General features: G+C 53.8%; 16 protein-coding genes and 1 tRNA gene. 8 read left to right on the top strand and 9 right to left on the bottom strand.

Annotated elements, in window-relative coordinates; all coding sequences use genetic code 11:
• The first annotated feature begins 24 nt into the window (after positions 1-24).
• The 5 genes from paaZ (at position 25) to AC2TEM_RS10060 (ending at position 5,427) form a co-directional block, all read left to right on the top strand.
• On the top strand, positions 25-2,049 hold the full coding sequence (gene paaZ / locus AC2TEM_RS10080) for a phenylacetic acid degradation bifunctional protein PaaZ (RefSeq protein WP_480856171.1): 2,025 nt from the start codon (positions 25-27) through the stop codon (positions 2,047-2,049).
• 52 nt (positions 2,050-2,101) lie between these two features.
• Entirely contained in the window at positions 2,102-2,905 is an 804-nt protein-coding gene (locus AC2TEM_RS10075) for a PaaX family transcriptional regulator C-terminal domain-containing protein (protein WP_170424488.1), read from the top strand.
• 202 nt (positions 2,906-3,107) lie between these two features.
• A complete protein-coding gene (locus AC2TEM_RS10070) occupies positions 3,108-4,079 on the top strand; it encodes an alpha/beta fold hydrolase (RefSeq protein WP_170424486.1) in 972 nt (323 codons plus the stop codon).
• A gap of 82 nt (positions 4,080-4,161) precedes the next feature.
• Positions 4,162-4,238: transfer RNA gene (locus tag AC2TEM_RS10065), tRNA-Met, on the top strand.
• 502 nt (positions 4,239-4,740) lie between these two features.
• Positions 4,741-5,427: a phage tail protein gene (locus AC2TEM_RS10060; RefSeq protein WP_480790575.1), complete on the top strand. Its 687-nt coding sequence runs from the start codon at positions 4,741-4,743 to the stop codon at positions 5,425-5,427.
• Positions 5,428-5,661: 234 nt separating this feature from the next.
• Here the strand turns inward: AC2TEM_RS10060 and AC2TEM_RS10055 are convergent, their stop codons facing one another.
• From AC2TEM_RS10055 to AC2TEM_RS10045, 3 genes are read right to left on the bottom strand one after another with little or no spacing between them, the layout of a single operon-like run.
• Positions 5,662-6,153, bottom strand: coding sequence for a hypothetical protein (locus AC2TEM_RS10055; protein ID WP_480856170.1), 492 nt, complete (start codon positions 6,151-6,153; stop codon positions 5,662-5,664).
• Positions 6,154-6,212: 59 nt separating this feature from the next.
• A complete protein-coding gene (locus AC2TEM_RS10050) occupies positions 6,213-6,644 on the bottom strand; it encodes a hypothetical protein (RefSeq protein WP_480790577.1) in 432 nt (143 codons plus the stop codon).
• On the bottom strand, positions 6,641-6,904 hold the full coding sequence (locus AC2TEM_RS10045; protein ID WP_170648236.1) for a hypothetical protein: 264 nt from the start codon (positions 6,902-6,904) through the stop codon (positions 6,641-6,643). Before AC2TEM_RS10045 ends, AC2TEM_RS10050 begins: the two co-directional genes overlap by 4 nt.
• 56 nt (positions 6,905-6,960) lie before the next feature.
• Between AC2TEM_RS10045 and AC2TEM_RS10040 the strand changes: the two genes are divergently transcribed.
• Complete coding sequence (locus AC2TEM_RS10040; protein ID WP_170398010.1) at positions 6,961-7,221, top strand: helix-turn-helix domain-containing protein; 261 nt, start codon at positions 6,961-6,963, stop codon at positions 7,219-7,221.
• A 127-nt stretch (positions 7,222-7,348) separates the two neighbouring features.
• On the opposite strand, the gene AC2TEM_RS10035 is transcribed toward AC2TEM_RS10040, so the two are convergent.
• Positions 7,349-8,374: a Hint domain-containing protein gene (locus AC2TEM_RS10035; RefSeq protein WP_480856169.1), complete on the bottom strand. Its 1,026-nt coding sequence runs from the start codon at positions 8,372-8,374 to the stop codon at positions 7,349-7,351.
• 295 nt (positions 8,375-8,669) lie between these two features.
• Here AC2TEM_RS10035 and AC2TEM_RS10030 point away from each other — a divergent pair, with 295 nt between their 5' ends.
• Positions 8,670-8,876, top strand: coding sequence for a hypothetical protein (locus AC2TEM_RS10030; RefSeq protein ID WP_170648244.1), 207 nt, complete (start codon positions 8,670-8,672; stop codon positions 8,874-8,876).
• Between the two features lie 142 nt (positions 8,877-9,018).
• Here AC2TEM_RS10030 and AC2TEM_RS10025 read toward each other — a convergent pair whose 3' ends face one another.
• The 5 genes from AC2TEM_RS10025 to AC2TEM_RS10005 form a co-directional block, all read right to left on the bottom strand.
• Positions 9,019-10,257 (bottom strand): zinc-dependent metalloprotease family protein, encoded by a 1,239-nt coding sequence (locus AC2TEM_RS10025; protein ID WP_480856168.1) that lies wholly within the window; start codon positions 10,255-10,257, stop codon positions 9,019-9,021.
• Positions 10,258-10,699: 442 nt separating this feature from the next.
• A complete protein-coding gene (locus AC2TEM_RS10020; RefSeq protein ID WP_480790580.1) occupies positions 10,700-12,676 on the bottom strand; it encodes a hypothetical protein in 1,977 nt (658 codons plus the stop codon).
• Positions 12,669-13,847, bottom strand: a complete 1,179-nt coding sequence (locus AC2TEM_RS10015; protein ID WP_480856167.1) for a hypothetical protein — start codon at positions 13,845-13,847, stop codon at positions 12,669-12,671. Before AC2TEM_RS10015 ends, AC2TEM_RS10020 begins: the two co-directional genes overlap by 8 nt.
• Before the next feature lie 14 nt (positions 13,848-13,861).
• Complete coding sequence (locus tag AC2TEM_RS10010; RefSeq protein WP_480790582.1) at positions 13,862-14,095, bottom strand: hypothetical protein; 234 nt, start codon at positions 14,093-14,095, stop codon at positions 13,862-13,864.
• On the bottom strand, positions 14,092-14,355 hold the full coding sequence (locus AC2TEM_RS10005) for an HGGxSTG domain-containing protein (RefSeq protein ID WP_480856173.1): 264 nt from the start codon (positions 14,353-14,355) through the stop codon (positions 14,092-14,094). The genes AC2TEM_RS10010 and AC2TEM_RS10005 overlap by 4 nt, the downstream gene beginning before the upstream one ends.
• Before the next feature lie 262 nt (positions 14,356-14,617).
• On the opposite strand from AC2TEM_RS10005, the gene AC2TEM_RS10000 reads away from it, so the two are divergent.
• Positions 14,618-15,145, top strand: a complete 528-nt coding sequence (locus AC2TEM_RS10000; RefSeq protein ID WP_480856166.1) for a hypothetical protein — start codon at positions 14,618-14,620, stop codon at positions 15,143-15,145.
• Positions 15,146-15,398 lie beyond the last annotated feature (253 nt).

Below are 15,398 nucleotides of genomic sequence, written 5' to 3'. Positions count from 1 at the left end.
CACCGCATCAAACAGGAGAACACCATGTCCCTGCATCAGATTTCCAGCTTCGCCGCTGGTACTTGGGTCGCGCCTGGCGAAGGCGCACGCACCATCGCATCCGCCATCACCGGCGCACCATTTGCCAGCGCTGGCAATGCCGCGCTCGACGTACAGGCGATGCTTGACTATGCGCGCAATACCGGTGGCCCCGCGCTGCGCAAGTTAACGTTCCACGATCGTGCCCGGATGCTCAAGGCGCTGGCGCAAGAGCTTTCGGCGCATAAACAAACCCTTTACGACCTGAGTTTCGAAACCGGAGCCACGCAGAAGGACCACCTGATCGATATCGATGGTGGCATCGGCACGATGTTTGTCTTTACCTCAAAAGGCCGGCGCGAGATGCCGGATGCGCAGGTTTATCTGGACGGCGAAATCGAGCAGTTGTCACGCAATGGCACCTTTTTGGGGCAGCATATCTGCACGCCCTTGCAAGGGGTCGCGGTTCATATCAACGCCTTCAACTTCCCGGTCTGGGGGATGCTGGAAAAGCTGGCCCCGACGCTGCTGGCTGGCGTGCCTGCAATCGTCAAGCCGGCTACCAACAGTTGCTACGTCACCGAACTGGCAGTGCGGATCATGCTGGATAGCGGCATCCTGCCTGCCGGTGCGCTACAGCTGGTCTCGGGCGGGTTGGGCGACATGCTCGATCACTTGGATTGTCAGGATGTGGTCAGCTTCACAGGCTCGGCGAACACCGCGTTGAAGCTGCGGCAGACGCCTGCGATCTTGCAGAACTCGGTCCGGTTTGTGGCCGAGCAGGACAGCTTGAACGCTTCCATCCTCGGGCCCGATGCCACGCCCGGCACGCCCGAATTTGACCTGTTCGTCAAGGAAGTCTCGCGCGAGATGACCACAAAGGCGGGCCAGAAATGCACTGCCATCCGACGCATCATCGCGCCCCAGCCGCAGGTCGACGCCATAATTGCCGCGCTGTCTGACCGATTGGCAAGGATCACCATCGGCGACCCCCGTTCCGACACCACTCGCATGGGCGCGCTGGTGTCGAACGGGCAGAAAGCCGACGTTCTGGAAAAGGCAGCTCTGATCGGGCAAGAGGCTGAACGGGTTTATGGCAACCCCGACGCGTTCGACCTGCACGGCCCTGAGACCGGCGCATTCGTTCCCCCGATGCTGTTTTACTGTGCTGACCCCGACAAAGCGCAGCGCGTGCACGATACCGAGGCCTTCGGCCCAGTTTCGACCCTCATGGGCTACCGCGATCTGGATCATGCGGTGGCACTTGCCAATCGCGGGCAGGGATCTCTGGTCACGTCGCTGATCACTCACGACACAAACGTCGCGCACAACGTAGTGATGGGGACCGCAGCCTATAACGGGCGGATTTACATCAACGACCGCGACTCGATGGCTGAATCGACCGGCCACGGATCTCCGCTGCCCCATATGGTGCATGGTGGGCCGGGCCGTGCGGGCGGCGGTGAGGAAATGGGCGGCGTGCGCGGAGTGAAACACTATATGCAGCGCACGGCCATTCAGGGCTCCCCGCGCATGCTTAGTGGTATCAGCACCAAATGGGTGCCAGGAGCGCCCGAAATCCAAGGTCCGGCACATCCGTTCACCCGTAAATTTGGTGAGTTGCAGGTCGGCGAGACGCTGCACACAGCCTTGCGAACCATCACGCTGGAGGACATCGAACACTTCGCCAATTTCACCGGCGATACCTTTTATGCGCATATGGACGAGGACGCGGCGGCGCGAAATCCGTTCTTCCCCGGTCGTGTGGCGCATGGTTATTTGTTGCTCAGCTTTGCGGCTGGTCTGTTTGTCGAGCCGAACGAGGGGCCGGTGCTGGCCAATACCGGGCTGGACGGGCTGCGGTTCATGAAGCCCGTTGTTGCTGGCGACAGCATCAAGGTGCGCCTGACGGTAAAGCAGAAAACCCCACGCAATGACGACTATGGTGAGGTTCGCTGGCACGTGTCCCTGACCAATCAAGATGACGAACCGGTCGCAGAATACGAGCTTCTGACCATGAACGCCCGCTGACCCGCTGTACTACCTGTTTTTCTTATTGGGCCTAATGGGTTAAACTGGGTCCATGACCGAAAAGAGTTCGTGGTTCGAAACGGCTGTGGCCGAACTGGCGGACCCGCAAGACCAGCGGGTCTGGTCGATTATCGTCTCGCTGTTTGGTGACATGGCACAAGAGCCCGGCGCGCAAATCTCGGGCGGTGTTCTGACCCGGATAATTGAGCCGATGGGCATCAAACCCGAAGCGATCCGCGTCGCTCTGCACCGGCTGCGCAAGGACGGCTGGATTGAAAGTGACCGGATTGGACGCGTCTCGCGCCATGTCCTCTCGGAATTCGGCCGGACGCAATCCGCCGCCGTCACGCCGCGCATATATGCGCGCGGTCCTTCGCCCATTGAAAATTGGCATCTTCTGATCGCCGAGGATGGATCGGGCACACAAGTGCTTGAAGACGTGATGCTCAGCGACGACTATATCCCTATTGGGCGCAACGTAGCGATGGGTGCGGGGCCTGTGCCCGATCAGTCGGACGGTTTGCTGGCCTTGGACATCTCTCCGCACGCAGCTCCCAAATGGGTGCAGGATCGGTTGTGTCCACCCGAATTGCGCGCCTCTTGCAAGGCTCTTCTGGGCGCGGTCGAACGCGCCGCGAAGTCCCGTCCCGAAGGCTGGGCGCCAACCCCCTTGCAGAGCGCAACACTGCGCACCCTGCTGGTGCATCGGTGGCGGCGCGTCGTGCTACGCCAGCCGGACTTACCTTTGGCTTTTTATCCTGTTGATTGGGCTGGCCCTGCTTGTCGCGATAGCGTGTTCGGGCTGCTTGATTTGCTGCCACGACCGTCAGCTGATGTGTTGAGCGGAAGTGGTTGAACGCTGAGCGGTCTGTTCAACCATATTATCAGTGCGGCGCACATACCGGGTGCTGGGAGCTTTTCTGACCAAGTCATACCAATTTACACACCATTAATTAGGTTGCGGTTATCTGCCTGCCAATTCAGCCGTTCAGAAAACGCATGGTGCAATCGGGCTCCGGGCAATACCATCGCCTGTGCAAACCTGCCGGAGAACCGTGATGTCGATTTTGCTAACGATTGTCTTGTTGCTGATGTCCCTTTTGCTGGGGATGCACATCTGGACTCGTCGCCTAACGCGGCAGGGCACCGAAATGGTGCCGCAACTGGGGCGGATCGTGCCCGTTCACGGTGGCAGCATTCACTATGTCGAAAAAGGCGACCCTTCCAACCCGACAATTGTCATGATCCATGGCCTAACAGGCCAATTGCAGCATTTTACGTATGCGTTGGTGGATGATCTTGCTCAGGATTATCACGTTCTCGCGGTTGACCGTCCGGGCTGTGGCTATTCCACGCGCGATGCTGCCCAGTTGGCGGAATTGCCCGAACAAGCCCGCATGATTCACGAGTTTCTGGAAATAAAGAACGTCGATCAAGCCACACTGGTCGGTCATTCTCTAGGCGGCGCCGTGTCTCTTGCGATGGCACTGGATTATCCCGACAACACGGCGGCGTTGGCGCTTCTGGCCCCCTTGACGCGACAAATGCCGGAACCGCCCGCCGTTTTCAAACCACTTGAAATCCGTACCGAGTGGCTGCGCAACCTTATTGGCAATACAATCGCCGTCCCGATGGCCCGAAAAACCGCACCCCTCGTGCTGAAAGACGTCTTCGCACCCGAGCCCGCGCCCTCAGACTTCCTGAACCGTGCTGGGGGTGCCCTTGGTCTTCGCCCCTCGGCCTTTATCACCGCCTCACAGGATGTTGTCGGGGTAGAGGCCAGCATGGGTGCCCTGACTTCACGCTATAACGATCTGCGCGTGCCCGGAGGCATTCTGTTCGGGACAGAGGACCCGATCCTGTTCGCCGAGCTACACGGTGCCACAATGACGAAATTCGGCCTGGCTTTTGAGGTCATGGAACACCGGGGTCACATGATACTCATCACAGAACCCGAAGTCTGCGCGCGTTTCATCCGCCAGATCGCCGAGAATTCCCGCACCCGGCTGACAGAGCAGGACGCGCATTGAATAACGCAATAAAGAATCTCGGCAGGCACGCTTTTCCCTCTTGACCCTCCCCGGCCCCTCGCTTAAATCGCCTCTCACTCGTGGCGGAGTAGCTCAGTTGGTTAGAGCAGCGGAATCATAATCCGCGTGTCGGGGGTTCAAGTCCCTCCTCCGCTACCATTAAAATCAATCACTTACCTAAAAAATTGATACTACCCGCACTCCCTGCGCTGATTTCTGGGGGACATATGGGGGACAAAGTGCTCGATTTTGTGCCACTGGCTGAGCCTCAGGTCCCACAATGTGATTCCGTGCCCAGCGCTCCATTTTCCACCATTATTAAAAGGTGAAGCTTTCCCTCAATCTGTGGGAAGGGGGCTCCATAGTATGGATAGCATTTGCGAATCCCGCGAAACGTCTACGCGCTTAGAAAATCACAACCGGGCTGCTATTCCTGCTATTTCTGCTATTCGCCTTTCCTGCATAACGGAAAGCACGGTTGATCCTGGACCCGCACATAACCCGCCTGAAAGGTGGGGCTATCACTAGTTGCCGGAAAGCGCTGCCTTTCAACCAATGCTGTCCAATCAATTTGCTGTCTGCGTCAGGGTGTTTAAACTCGGTCGTACGAAGTTCCGTACATTGAGCAAGATATTTACATAAATTGTTGAGGACTATTGCGATGGCAGATTGGAAAAGCGCAGTCTTTGGTGGAATAGTGGGAGCCGTAATTCCTGCAATCGGCGCTGCTTGGTACCTGAGTAGTCTGTACACAAGCTTTGAGACTCATCTTGAACACGAGACTCATCTTGAACGAGAGATGCAAACTCCACCGACGGTGGAAGAACTTAAAACCGCAATCTTGAGTGATCCCTCAGCGGTTGCTGTTCTGAGGGGGCAAGACGGATCTGATGGCGCGCCGGGCCGGGACGGCATTGATGGCGGTGAGTTTCCAAGTGGCGCGGTCGTTGCTTTTGATTTTTCCCCGACTATACCACAGACCTGTCCAGAAGGCTGGAGTACTCAGCGCGAACTTCGGGGCCGTTTCATAATTGGTGCTGGGAGCCCCCACTCAAACAAGGACTCCAATGGTGAGCAGTTGACTGACTATGAAATAGGTGAAACCGGCGGAGCAGAAATTCATACACTATTGCCTGAGGAGATGCCCAAACACAGTCATGAATTTCCTGCTGGAATTAGCCAGGGACAAGCCACAGACAATAGCACAACGCACTGGTTTGATAGAGGCCGAAAGTCAACCGACCGTAACATACGGGAAGAAGATGTGCTCGTTTCAGAAGAGGGTCGAGGACTGCCGCACAACAATATGCCACCATACATCGCACTGTATTTCTGCAGGAAGATGTAATCTCGATTCTCGCGCCTCACCATCATGTTGGCCCAATATGTAACAATGAAAACGACCGTAGCTTAAGGTATGCCGCCCGGGTTCAAGGAGCGGCTTCCCACGGCGGTGGTGGGTGGCTGGGGTTAACTCGCGCCTATTACCTTAAGGGCTGGCGTGCCCTGATTTGCTGACAGGCCAGACAAACCGGCACGGATAGAGCGCATCATTTGCTTTTGCCTGTAGTTCTCTAGCGACTTAACCACTCGCCACCACCAATGGCGGCTCCTTCGGAAACGACCGGATATCGAACCATTTGAAGCACGTCCCATCCGCGTTGCGTTTGTCGCCCATATGCAGGAAAGAACCTGCTGTTCTGTGCCGGATCAGCGCCGCCCTAAACGCCCGCAGGTCAATCAACCACCAGTTCAGTATAGTCTGCCCATCCGGCCCCGCATGACCGTAGAACATCCAGTCTCCGTGCCCGTTCACAATCTTGGATAGCTCAGTTTCAGCCCCGGTTGGCAGCTTGGCTCGTATTGTGAACTGGTGGGAGTATCTCGTGGCATACCCGTAACGCCTCACCCTGGCTGCTATGCGCATATCCTTGGCATCCAGCATCAACAAATCCGTGGCTTGGAAGTGGTCCAGCGGATCTGGCGCAGTCTGCAAGATATGACTGCCGATGATGCTCTTTATCTCAGGCAGGAACTGGTCGGACCAGTGACGGTTGACGCTGTAATAGCTCATATCAAATCTCTGAAAAGAAAAAGGGGCGCAGAGAATACCGCGCCCTTAATTTGAGCCGGTTACGCGGCTTCTTCTTTGACTTCCTTCAATGCCTGTTTTGCCGCCTTGATTGTCTGCTCCATCGGAGCCAAACCCTCGATGTAGGCCTTCATACCAATCTCGATTGCTCGAATTTCTTGGTCATCAAGCAGTTTCAGATTTTCTGAGAACTGATGCTCATCTTTTTGAGACTTGCGGAACGCCGCTGCCATTCCTTTCGGATCGCCGCACGCCAGCCAGTCGATAGAAATGCCTTCTTCTTTGCACCACTGCAGAAAGACATCCTCTACGAGAATATCGCCATCCTCATCGAAACTCAGACCAGGGTCCGGCAGGTCGAACCATCGGCAGAAGGCGGTTACGCGCTGCTGGCAGGTAATCAAGTCAGAAAAGTCTGTGACAAAGATGTCTGGGTTTGCGTCCAGTTCAGTTGATTTGGTCTCAGCGTTCATTGCATTTCTCCTGGTTTTGGCGGCTCAAAGCCGGGCTGCATGTCGAGGATGTCGGAGGCGAGTTGCCCAATCACTTCAAGCAATTCGCCGTACCCCCTCACTGTCAGGTCGATGTTCATCGCGCTGTCGGAGGCCGCGACGCCAGTACGAGCCAGCGCCAGAATCTTGAGAGCCTTGTCGTAGGTGTCGGGCGACGAAGTAACGTCAAAGATAGGCCCAGACACACTTTCCCCGTTCGCGCAAACGCGTTGTTCAGTCATTGCTGTTTCCTCCGGTTGTGGTATTGATAGAAAACATATCATAACGAGCAGCGCAAATGTCAATAGAAATTCTATCAATTAGGCAAATCAAAGCGGCAAGAGCTTTGTTGGCTTGGTCTCAAATGGACCTCGCAGAGCGTTCTGGGGTGTCATATCCGACAATAGCGCGACTTGAGACCAAAGACGGCCCCGTAGGCGGGCGAAAAGACACTGCCAGAGCAATACGTGCAACGCTCGAAGCCCAAGGCATCCAATTCCTGGATGCAGGTGATACGGCTAACGGGGTCGGAGTGGTTTTGGTCAATAAAGGTGACTGATGAAAAGAACACTTGGAGTTCTTTGACGACTTCCTGGCTTGGTTGGATAAACCAATTTCAAAGCAAGTACTGAACGATCAGGATTCTAACTAGCACACGCTGTTCAGAAACATTTTTTTGCTGGTATTCATAGATGAAACTGCTGGCCCCTGTGCTCGGGTCTGACAGAGTAGGCCATCTCATCGGGCGAATAGAGACTTTCGCGCAGTAAGACTGCCTCGTATGGTTTCAGTGTGGGCAGGACGGTTTCGGCAAATCGTCCTTTTCTCTGACGTAGCTCGGGAAATAGCTCGAAAACCTCACGCAGCGTTGCGCGATCCATCGCGTCTAGAGAAGTATCGCCGGGGAAAAAGGACTCGGACCATACGCCTTCAACACAAATTAGCTCATGTTGGTCAAAGAGAACGTGGATATAATGAACTTCTTGCTCGGGTGGGAGTTGGAAAACCATTTCACCATCCAGTAAGCCTTTGGCTGGCGCTAGCATCAAGCTTTCACCGAAACACAGCTGCATGTCTGGCGAGGTAACAGCAATTCGGTGTTGTGGCGAAACCGTCAGATCCCGTGTCGGGCATTTGCGTGAGAAACTACCTGCACGAAAGCGAACCGGACAGAGATGCGGACTTTGCCGTAAGTCGCCAACAGTGAGGCGTCGTTTGCCGATCCAGCGAACAGGCTTTGCCGTTCCATCGAAAACTGTCACTAGGTCGCCGGGTTGCAAGGTCTCAATTGGTTGTGAGCCCAGAGGTGTCAAAACCATCGACCCCAGTGTGAAGCATACAAAGGAGGGCAAAGTGTCGTAATCTGAAGGAGGCGCAGTAACAATGCTGTTGTTTGTGTTTTCTATCGTGTCACCGACATCCACATCGCCAGATGTAACAATGATGTACTGGGGGTTGGAAAACTGAACCAATGTGAATGTTACAGGTTGCCCACCTATGTCACCGCTATAGGTTTCAAACGTTTGAAAGTTTGTAGAGTCACCTAAGAAACTAGGTACCCCCGAAACGTCGAGCTGCTGGCTTCCATCAGCATCAGGATCTTCAAGCGCATCATCATTATCAATAATCTCTACCTGATAAGAGTTAAGCACGGTGACGTCTGTGAAGCTTAACGGATCATTGTCAATTTCAAGAATCGTAATGAAAGCCAAAGCGCTATCCCTCGATATACAACCCAACCAATAGCTCAAATAGAAGAATGCAACCTTATGGAGAAAAGATAAAGCTCTGTTACGGTACCGACGTTGCTTTGGAACGTGCCGTAGGGAAAGGCCAACTAGAAACTCAGATTTGGACCTGACTTCTACTATAACCGCTAAACCTGCTAACCGGCGCAGGTGTAATTTATAATTTTGCCGCTAGAACGTCTCTTGAGTGCCCAATTTCACTTACTGCGGACAGCTATGGTGTTTGAGTGCAGTGAATGAGTGACAAGGTGATCTCCACATGAAGTTTATCCCCGCAACCGCCCAATCAGTCGTTGTCCATGCGTACGAACTGGCCGCCAATGACCAGGAAAAAAGCATGGCAATGTGGGCGGGTTGTCAGCTTACGGCGCTTTATGACAGGCGCTCAGAGCTTTTGCAGGAACATGCTGACATCTGGGCCGAGAAGCTCAAAACACGAGATCCTCTTTCTACGACAAAGAGATGAAATGGAACACCTCCCAAAACACGAGTGAGGCTTTAGAATAGTGACCACAACGGGTGCAGGTCGTTACGGCGCTTCTCGGTTCGGGCATGAAGGTGTGTCAGAATACCAGCAGTAACTTTCCCGCATTATTATCTCAATGAAACTACCGGAAGCTCGCAATTGTCTGTGCCGCCAGACAGATAACTTCAAGATTGTTCGACCTGGTGTCGCCAAAGTTTTCTGACTTTGTTATCGGATACTTTGGGCTGGAAAACCGGCTGATTCTTGAGCAATAGTAACCCTTAGCAGCACACGGATTGTTGTAAGCCATTATGCTGCGCTTTTTTGCGCGGTGTGAAATGTATCCGTGGTTTAGACTACCTCTACTGTCTGTAGCATAATCGTGCCTTAACCCAAAATTGTGACCAACTTCGTGTGCGAGCGTCTCATTAGTTAGACACTGATAGCTTGTGACTGAAAAAGCGTAGCTTGCATGACCGGGATGTACGTTTTCATTCAGATACCCACGTCCGCAGGTACCCGAATAGTTACCGACAAATGCTATAACGTCTGATTTTGTGCGATCACGTAGCTGCGCGATTGCGCTGGAGTTTCGCAGGTTGTTGAGGTCGGTCGCGGTTGATGTGGTCTCGGAGATACTTGTGAGCGAAAGATTCGATATATTAAACCTCAAGTAATAGTTTGGCGTGGCCATTGCTGCCTGCATACGACGCACTGAGGAACGAATAGCTAATTCAATAGATGGCATTCTTGCCTGAGCCGAAGCGCTATAAACAACACCCACATTTATTATCGCGCGCGGCTTACCAATTGGCAAATTATAGGGGTTTGAATCGCACTCCCTTAGTGGCTTTACGCCATCGGGCACTTCCAAAAGAGGAGGTGTGGTCCAGTCGTCTTCTGTTTCGGGGAAGTTCCCCTCATAGCTTGAAAGGTTGAATTCATCCGGTACATTCGTTGAGTCAAAAACGTATGTTCTGTCTTCCAAAGTGAACCGACCATAGATCACCGGCTCGTCAAGCCAAATTTCTGCGTAAACACCGTTCTGTACTGAAGTGAGTACCGCAATTCCACCTTCCTTGGCGATTTCATATTCGGACAGAGTCAGTGGATCGTCATCTTGGGTATTGAAAACCAATGGTGGTTGGGGTGATCCCACTGAGAAGAGACTAGAGCGCTTCATCAATTCAAATAATTCTGGGGACACTTGGACTAAGTGTCGGTCTACCCAAAAATCCTCGGAAGTTTTGGTCACAGTATCTCTATCGAGAAACTTAAATACGGTAATCTGTTCAGTCGGATCAGTTTGACATGATGCGAACGCTAGTGGACACAAGAGCAAAAGTACTGCTCCGTTTCTAAATCTACGCTTCCAATCCACGGAAAACCCCCAGAACTGCAGAGAATTCGGAACAACCCAAGGTATTTTTATGCATGCGCGAGTTCAGAAAATTCTCGGTTATTATTTAGTTGGTAAAAACGGTGTTGATTATGCCGCGTTAGTCTGACTATTGCAAAGGTTTGAGTGTTGTTTGATCATAAGACTTTGCCAGGGCCATCAGTCGACGATGTTTAGTCGTTTCCACATTATGGATCATCAGTACTCTGAGCTTCTTGAAGCGTCGGACGCCGGTACGTACATTAATCAAATGGAACCTGTATTCTGGCGCTTGTTGTTTTTGGCCATCTGGGGCGGACTAATGTACCTGTGGTACCTAGTTTGGTCCTGGTTCGTCGTTGACGTTCTACCCGCGTCGGTCGTGAACTGGCTTTCGCCTGCGGTGATGCTGACATTGCTGGTCGGAACCGTGTGGTACTTTGCATCAGGGCATGCTGCCCGCGACGAGGCCCGTTCCGCCCGTTCTCAAGACGAAATCGAGTAAGCCGGAAGTCACGTTTTCCGCACGTGTTGACTGCTGAAGAACAAGCGCCTCCTGAAGCAATCCCCTGACGACTTCATCGCGTGCCCTACCTTGAAGAGACAGGATGCCGCCAATCTCGGCATTGGCGTTGCGCCTGCGCGGCCCGTAGAGGATGGAATCGACTGCGGCATTGCCCACGTCGTCTATAGCCCGTTTCGCCCGTGAGAGCGGCCCTGGACGCCTGCCTGTGTCCGTATCACGAAGGTCCACCAGTGCCCCCGCCGCCTCATCGCGAAACTGCGTCTGTGATCCCGCTAAAACGTCTCCACGTGTCTTTGAGAACGCGCTTTCAGCACGAAGGCGCTTGATAACCTTTTCCGCTGCTTCATTCCCCAGAACAAGGCGCAGCTTCTGGTCGTTCCATCCCTTTTCAAACGCCCCCCACGCTGCGGAGGAGTCGTTCCGGCTAGTTCCCATTAAGGCAGACACCCATTCTCTTGCACCCTTTCGGAATGCGTCCTTTTGCGCGGGCGACATCTTCGCCATTGTCTCACGCAATTCGGTGGGGCTCATTGCCGAGACGGCGCTTCCGCTGAAGACCTTGCGCCCATTTTCAATTGCATCATCGAGGGCCTTGTTTGCGCCGTAGCCTAGACGGGCATCGCGATAACCGGGAACAGCATCCAGCTTGTCGTCAATCATTTTGAGAAACGGGTCCATCTGCCGGCTGAACTTCTTTGCCCCCGATATTTGCGCCTTGTTCATGGCATCACTGAGTTCAGACCGGATGTTGTGCAACCTGATGGCGCTTACGTTCCTGTCTCCGAGGTCGCTCAGGAGGCGACGAAGGGATGACTTAACAGATCCGGCACTTTCACCCGCTTGCAGTGCGACTGCCGACTGTATGCCACTTACATCGATTGGCTTATCAAAGGTCAGTGCGGCATCGTATTCAGGGCCAAGTTTTGAGCTTCTCTCATTCGCCAACGCACGACGCGCATCAAATGCTTCATCTGCCTGTCCGAGCGTATCGTCTACAACGCGTGCGACGCGCTCAGAGGTCCCATAGGTCCGGCTTTCGATGGCGTCCTGAAGAATGTCTCCCCCTTTACCCGGCATGGCCGCTACGCCCTGTGCAAGCTTTCTGGGAGCGCCGGGAACATCCGCTAACATTGCCTCATCACCAAGCCCGGCTAGGTAAGCCTCAATATCGGCAGCATCGCCCAGTCTGCGTGAGTTTAGCGACCGCGCGACCCGGTTGGTCGCAGCCGGACCAAAGCCCGGTATGTTGCGCCGCATGTTCTGAAGTCCACGAACACCACGACCCGCGAGGTAGCCAGCTCCCGGAGCTAGAATTCCAATTCCTGCCCCTATCATTGCTGGAGCCTTGGCGTTCTCAATACGGTTTTCAAAGCCTTCGCCACCCATGAAACCATCGGTTCCGGCAGCCGTTCCCATAGTCAGGCCACTAACAAGCGATTTACCAAGCAAACCCATTCCTTTTGTCGCCTTTAGAGCTGCGCCACCGGGAATTGCCATAGTGCCGATGTTGCCTGCAGCCTTCCCCGAAGAGAATTCCTCGGGAAAGCCTCGTTGGGCCGCTTCATCCAATTGCCGGCTTCCATCCCGTGCTGTTGTGTAGGCATGCTGTGACATGCCGCCAGCCAACCAACCCAAGACACCCGCCAGTTCATCGTGCGCACTTAGAGTGACCCCTTGAGCTGCGCCGCGATAGGTAGCGTCGGTTGCCCCGATTTCCTCTTGGTCCACTGTGCGGTTCAGGTTCAAAGCCCTGAGCGCCGCCACCTCTGCCGGTGTGGCGTCACCTTGATTTTCTAGCCCCTGCAATACCTCGCGCGCATGCTCGCCTTGCTTGGCGTCTGCATAGGTGGGGTTCTGCCCCAACGCGCGTTCCGCAATGGTGTCGAATTCACTCATGGAACGGAGCCCTTTCTTCTTCGGTCATTGCGTCCCACAGTGATTGAGCCGTGAGGCCTCGGTCCCTGTATTTTTCTAGCGTAGACACGATTTCTGGTGATGTTGCGAAGCCTACAGGCATAGCACTAGACGCGGCTTGGATGCGGGCGGATAGTCCTGCAAGTGGGTCGGGGAGCGCGTAAATTTGTTCCAACGCATTTTCACGGGAAACCTGCCCAAGCATAGCCTGAGAGGCTATCTCACCCATTCTACGCTTGTGTTCGGCAAGCCCGCGCATCGTATCAACGATGATACGGTTGCCTTCCGGGCTATTAACCAGTTGTGGAAGGCTTTCGCGAAACAGTTGAAGATCCCGGTCCGACATCTGCCCGGAACCGGGCGGTCGTTGCAATGGCACCAGCTTTGAAATCGCTGCATTCAACGCCTCTACGTTTCCCCCGGCGACGTTGATACCCAAGCTATTTTGCGCCCAGCTTTTCCAGGCGTCTGCGGTTCCACCAACCCCGGTATTCAGAAGGTCAGAGATGACATTGATTTGACCGAGTTCGGCTGCTGCCTGAGAGCCCTGTTCAGTCAACCCACCAAGGAATGTCGCCGACCATTTGGCTTGCTCTTTATCCCAAGTGTTGTCGCCGGGCAGATTAACTTGAACCCCTGCGCCGCCAACCTCCTGAACCTTGCCAGTGTTCGCGCCGCTCAAGCCTTGCTGCCATACCTTTTGTGGGTCGAGGCCCGTTGCCGCTGCTTCTTCTGGTGACAACTGCTTCCAGCCATCTTGTTCTGTCGGTGGGGCCACCACATTCGGCAGAACCCGAGTTCCGTCTTCAAAGTAGTTGAACCCATCAGCCCCGGTGATGATGCGACGTTGTTTTGGCTCCTTCGGTTCCATCAGCTTCATGATGTACGGTGCCGCCAAAGCCGGGGGCATGGAAGCCAGGACTTGCCGATATGCAGGGTCCATGCGCTCTAACGCTGGACCAATGGCCTGCTGCATTTGCTTCTGGCGGTCCTGTTCCTCTAGTCGCGCGTACATCGGTGACAGGTTAGGTGTTCGACCCGCGTCCAGTTGCGCCAAACCCAGTCCAATGCCTTGCAAGGCTGTTACGGTTCGGGGAGACATGTTTCCGAACAGGCCCTTTCGTTGCATCGCTTTTGCTTCTGTAAATTCCATCAACAAACTCCTTCTTAGTGAGGGCCGTAGACCGAGCAATGCGCCTCAAGCTGCCAGTGAAGTTTGGCGTAGGCTCTGATTGCCGCCATTGTGATTTGCGGGTCTAAGTTGGATTCAATGAATGTATCCAGCCAAGGTGCCCAAGCGATGATATCGGGCGGGTAGCGGTCGCAGGCCATGGCTACCAACTGCGTGGCTGCAGCCCGCGTTTTCATTTCATCTGTGAGCTCGAAGTTAGTAACTGTCATTGTGCGCCCTCCGTCGCTTCGTAAGCGTTCAGAGCGGCGCGAAGGATGCCCCAACGAACAATTTGTGCTTCAGACTGACGCTTGCGACCTTCTGGCGTTTTTGAGCCAGTCGATAGCCCACCATGCAGGCGGCAACGGCCTGTGCCATTGATTGGCAATTGCTCACAGATGCCGTTAGTGGTTCGCGCGCCGCAGCGGGTGACTGTGAGTGTCTTTTTACCTTCCATCTGCTCGCCTTTTTCTGTCCGTTTCGCCTGCATATCTTTCAATATAAGGTACTATATTACCCCAAGAAAGGCAAGAACGGGACAGGAACATCCACGCAAACGTGAGGTAAAATAGCACTTAACGACTTTTAGAAATTTACCTTTGTTTTCAACGAGAAGTTTAATTAGGTTTCGGGGAAATAGGATGTGGCCGGTACGAACCAAATTTGAGGCAGGATCCCGTTGAGCCTGTTGTTGAATAAATCCAAGTTGGGGCATCGGCCAAACCTTAAGAAGCTGACTAGGTGCGAACGCTATGGATTCACTTAAGTTAAATGAAATTCTGAGGTACTTGGCCACGGGCGCTATTCCTCCAATCTATTTGGTGATTGGATTCAAAGAACCTCTAAATTACTTGCTACAAGAGAATGCCCCAAGCATAGCTCTGGCGGGTATGTTTTTGATTTCCTTCTTAATCGGCTCTGCTTCATATTCCATGTATCGCGCATTACTTTACCCCGGCTTACTTTATTGTGCCGTGCGCATTGTGGGGAGCGACTCGACGCCACACGATATGGATATTACTCGATGGGAAAACCTCGCCAAAAATGGAAACTTGCAGAAATACTTATCTGAATGGGCATCGCAAATTCACTTCATGTATGTTTCATCCGTCCTAGGTCTCTTAACAATTGTAGTAGCCAGATTGGAGAACCTTTCCGCAACAGAATCAAACAGCTATCTGGTTGCGTTTTCACTGCTCTTATTCGTAGCGGCCTTCATAAGCCATTGCCGCTATCTCAAAAGAGAAGCCGCGACTTTTGAGAGAGACGCTCACATCTGATTGCATTGGCCTGGTGAGGAGCCCATGAATGGGACTGCTTCGGGTAAGTTGACGGAGTGGCCAGGTTGTCGTCATCCGTGCTGATTACTTTGTTTAGCGCCCCTCGCTGTGAGAAACGACCTGACCTTCGCTGTCGGACCCACGAAACGCAACAACAACCTGTGGAAGGTCAAACTTGTTTCCTGCATTGTGGAAAGGAAGGGCGGCGCAAACCTTAGGGTAATCTTAGGGTGGAGTCCCCAATAGCGGCAAA

Source organism: Ruegeria sp. HKCCD3925, assembly GCF_057221175.1.
The sequence above is the reverse complement of the archived record's forward strand: the minus strand, read 5'-3'. Positions and strand labels throughout refer to the sequence as shown.

What these genes read in the sequence shown, in the direction of transcription:
- paaZ (WP_480856171.1), top strand. Translation starts at nt 25, where the DNA reads ATGTCCCTGCATCAGATTTCCAGCTTCGCCGCTGGTACTTGGGTCGCG.
- AC2TEM_RS10075 (WP_170424488.1), top strand. Translation starts at nt 2,102, where the DNA reads ATGACCGAAAAGAGTTCGTGGTTCGAAACGGCTGTGGCCGAACTGGCG.
- AC2TEM_RS10070 (WP_170424486.1), top strand. Translation starts at nt 3,108, where the DNA reads ATGTCGATTTTGCTAACGATTGTCTTGTTGCTGATGTCCCTTTTGCTG.
- AC2TEM_RS10060 (WP_480790575.1), top strand. Translation starts at nt 4,741, where the DNA reads ATGGCAGATTGGAAAAGCGCAGTCTTTGGTGGAATAGTGGGAGCCGTA.
- AC2TEM_RS10055 (WP_480856170.1), bottom strand. Translation starts at nt 6,153, where the DNA reads ATGAGCTATTACAGCGTCAACCGTCACTGGTCCGACCAGTTCCTGCCT.
- AC2TEM_RS10050 (WP_480790577.1), bottom strand. Translation starts at nt 6,644, where the DNA reads ATGAACGCTGAGACCAAATCAACTGAACTGGACGCAAACCCAGACATC.
- AC2TEM_RS10045 (WP_170648236.1), bottom strand. Translation starts at nt 6,904, where the DNA reads ATGACTGAACAACGCGTTTGCGCGAACGGGGAAAGTGTGTCTGGGCCT.
- AC2TEM_RS10040 (WP_170398010.1), top strand. Translation starts at nt 6,961, where the DNA reads ATGTCAATAGAAATTCTATCAATTAGGCAAATCAAAGCGGCAAGAGCT.
- AC2TEM_RS10030 (WP_170648244.1), top strand. Translation starts at nt 8,670, where the DNA reads ATGAAGTTTATCCCCGCAACCGCCCAATCAGTCGTTGTCCATGCGTAC.
- AC2TEM_RS10020 (WP_480790580.1), bottom strand. Translation starts at nt 12,676, where the DNA reads ATGAGTGAATTCGACACCATTGCGGAACGCGCGTTGGGGCAGAACCCC.
- AC2TEM_RS10015 (WP_480856167.1), bottom strand. Translation starts at nt 13,847, where the DNA reads ATGGAATTTACAGAAGCAAAAGCGATGCAACGAAAGGGCCTGTTCGGA.
- AC2TEM_RS10010 (WP_480790582.1), bottom strand. Translation starts at nt 14,095, where the DNA reads ATGACAGTTACTAACTTCGAGCTCACAGATGAAATGAAAACGCGGGCT.
- AC2TEM_RS10005 (WP_480856173.1), bottom strand. Translation starts at nt 14,355, where the DNA reads ATGCAGGCGAAACGGACAGAAAAAGGCGAGCAGATGGAAGGTAAAAAG.
- AC2TEM_RS10000 (WP_480856166.1), top strand. Translation starts at nt 14,618, where the DNA reads ATGGATTCACTTAAGTTAAATGAAATTCTGAGGTACTTGGCCACGGGC.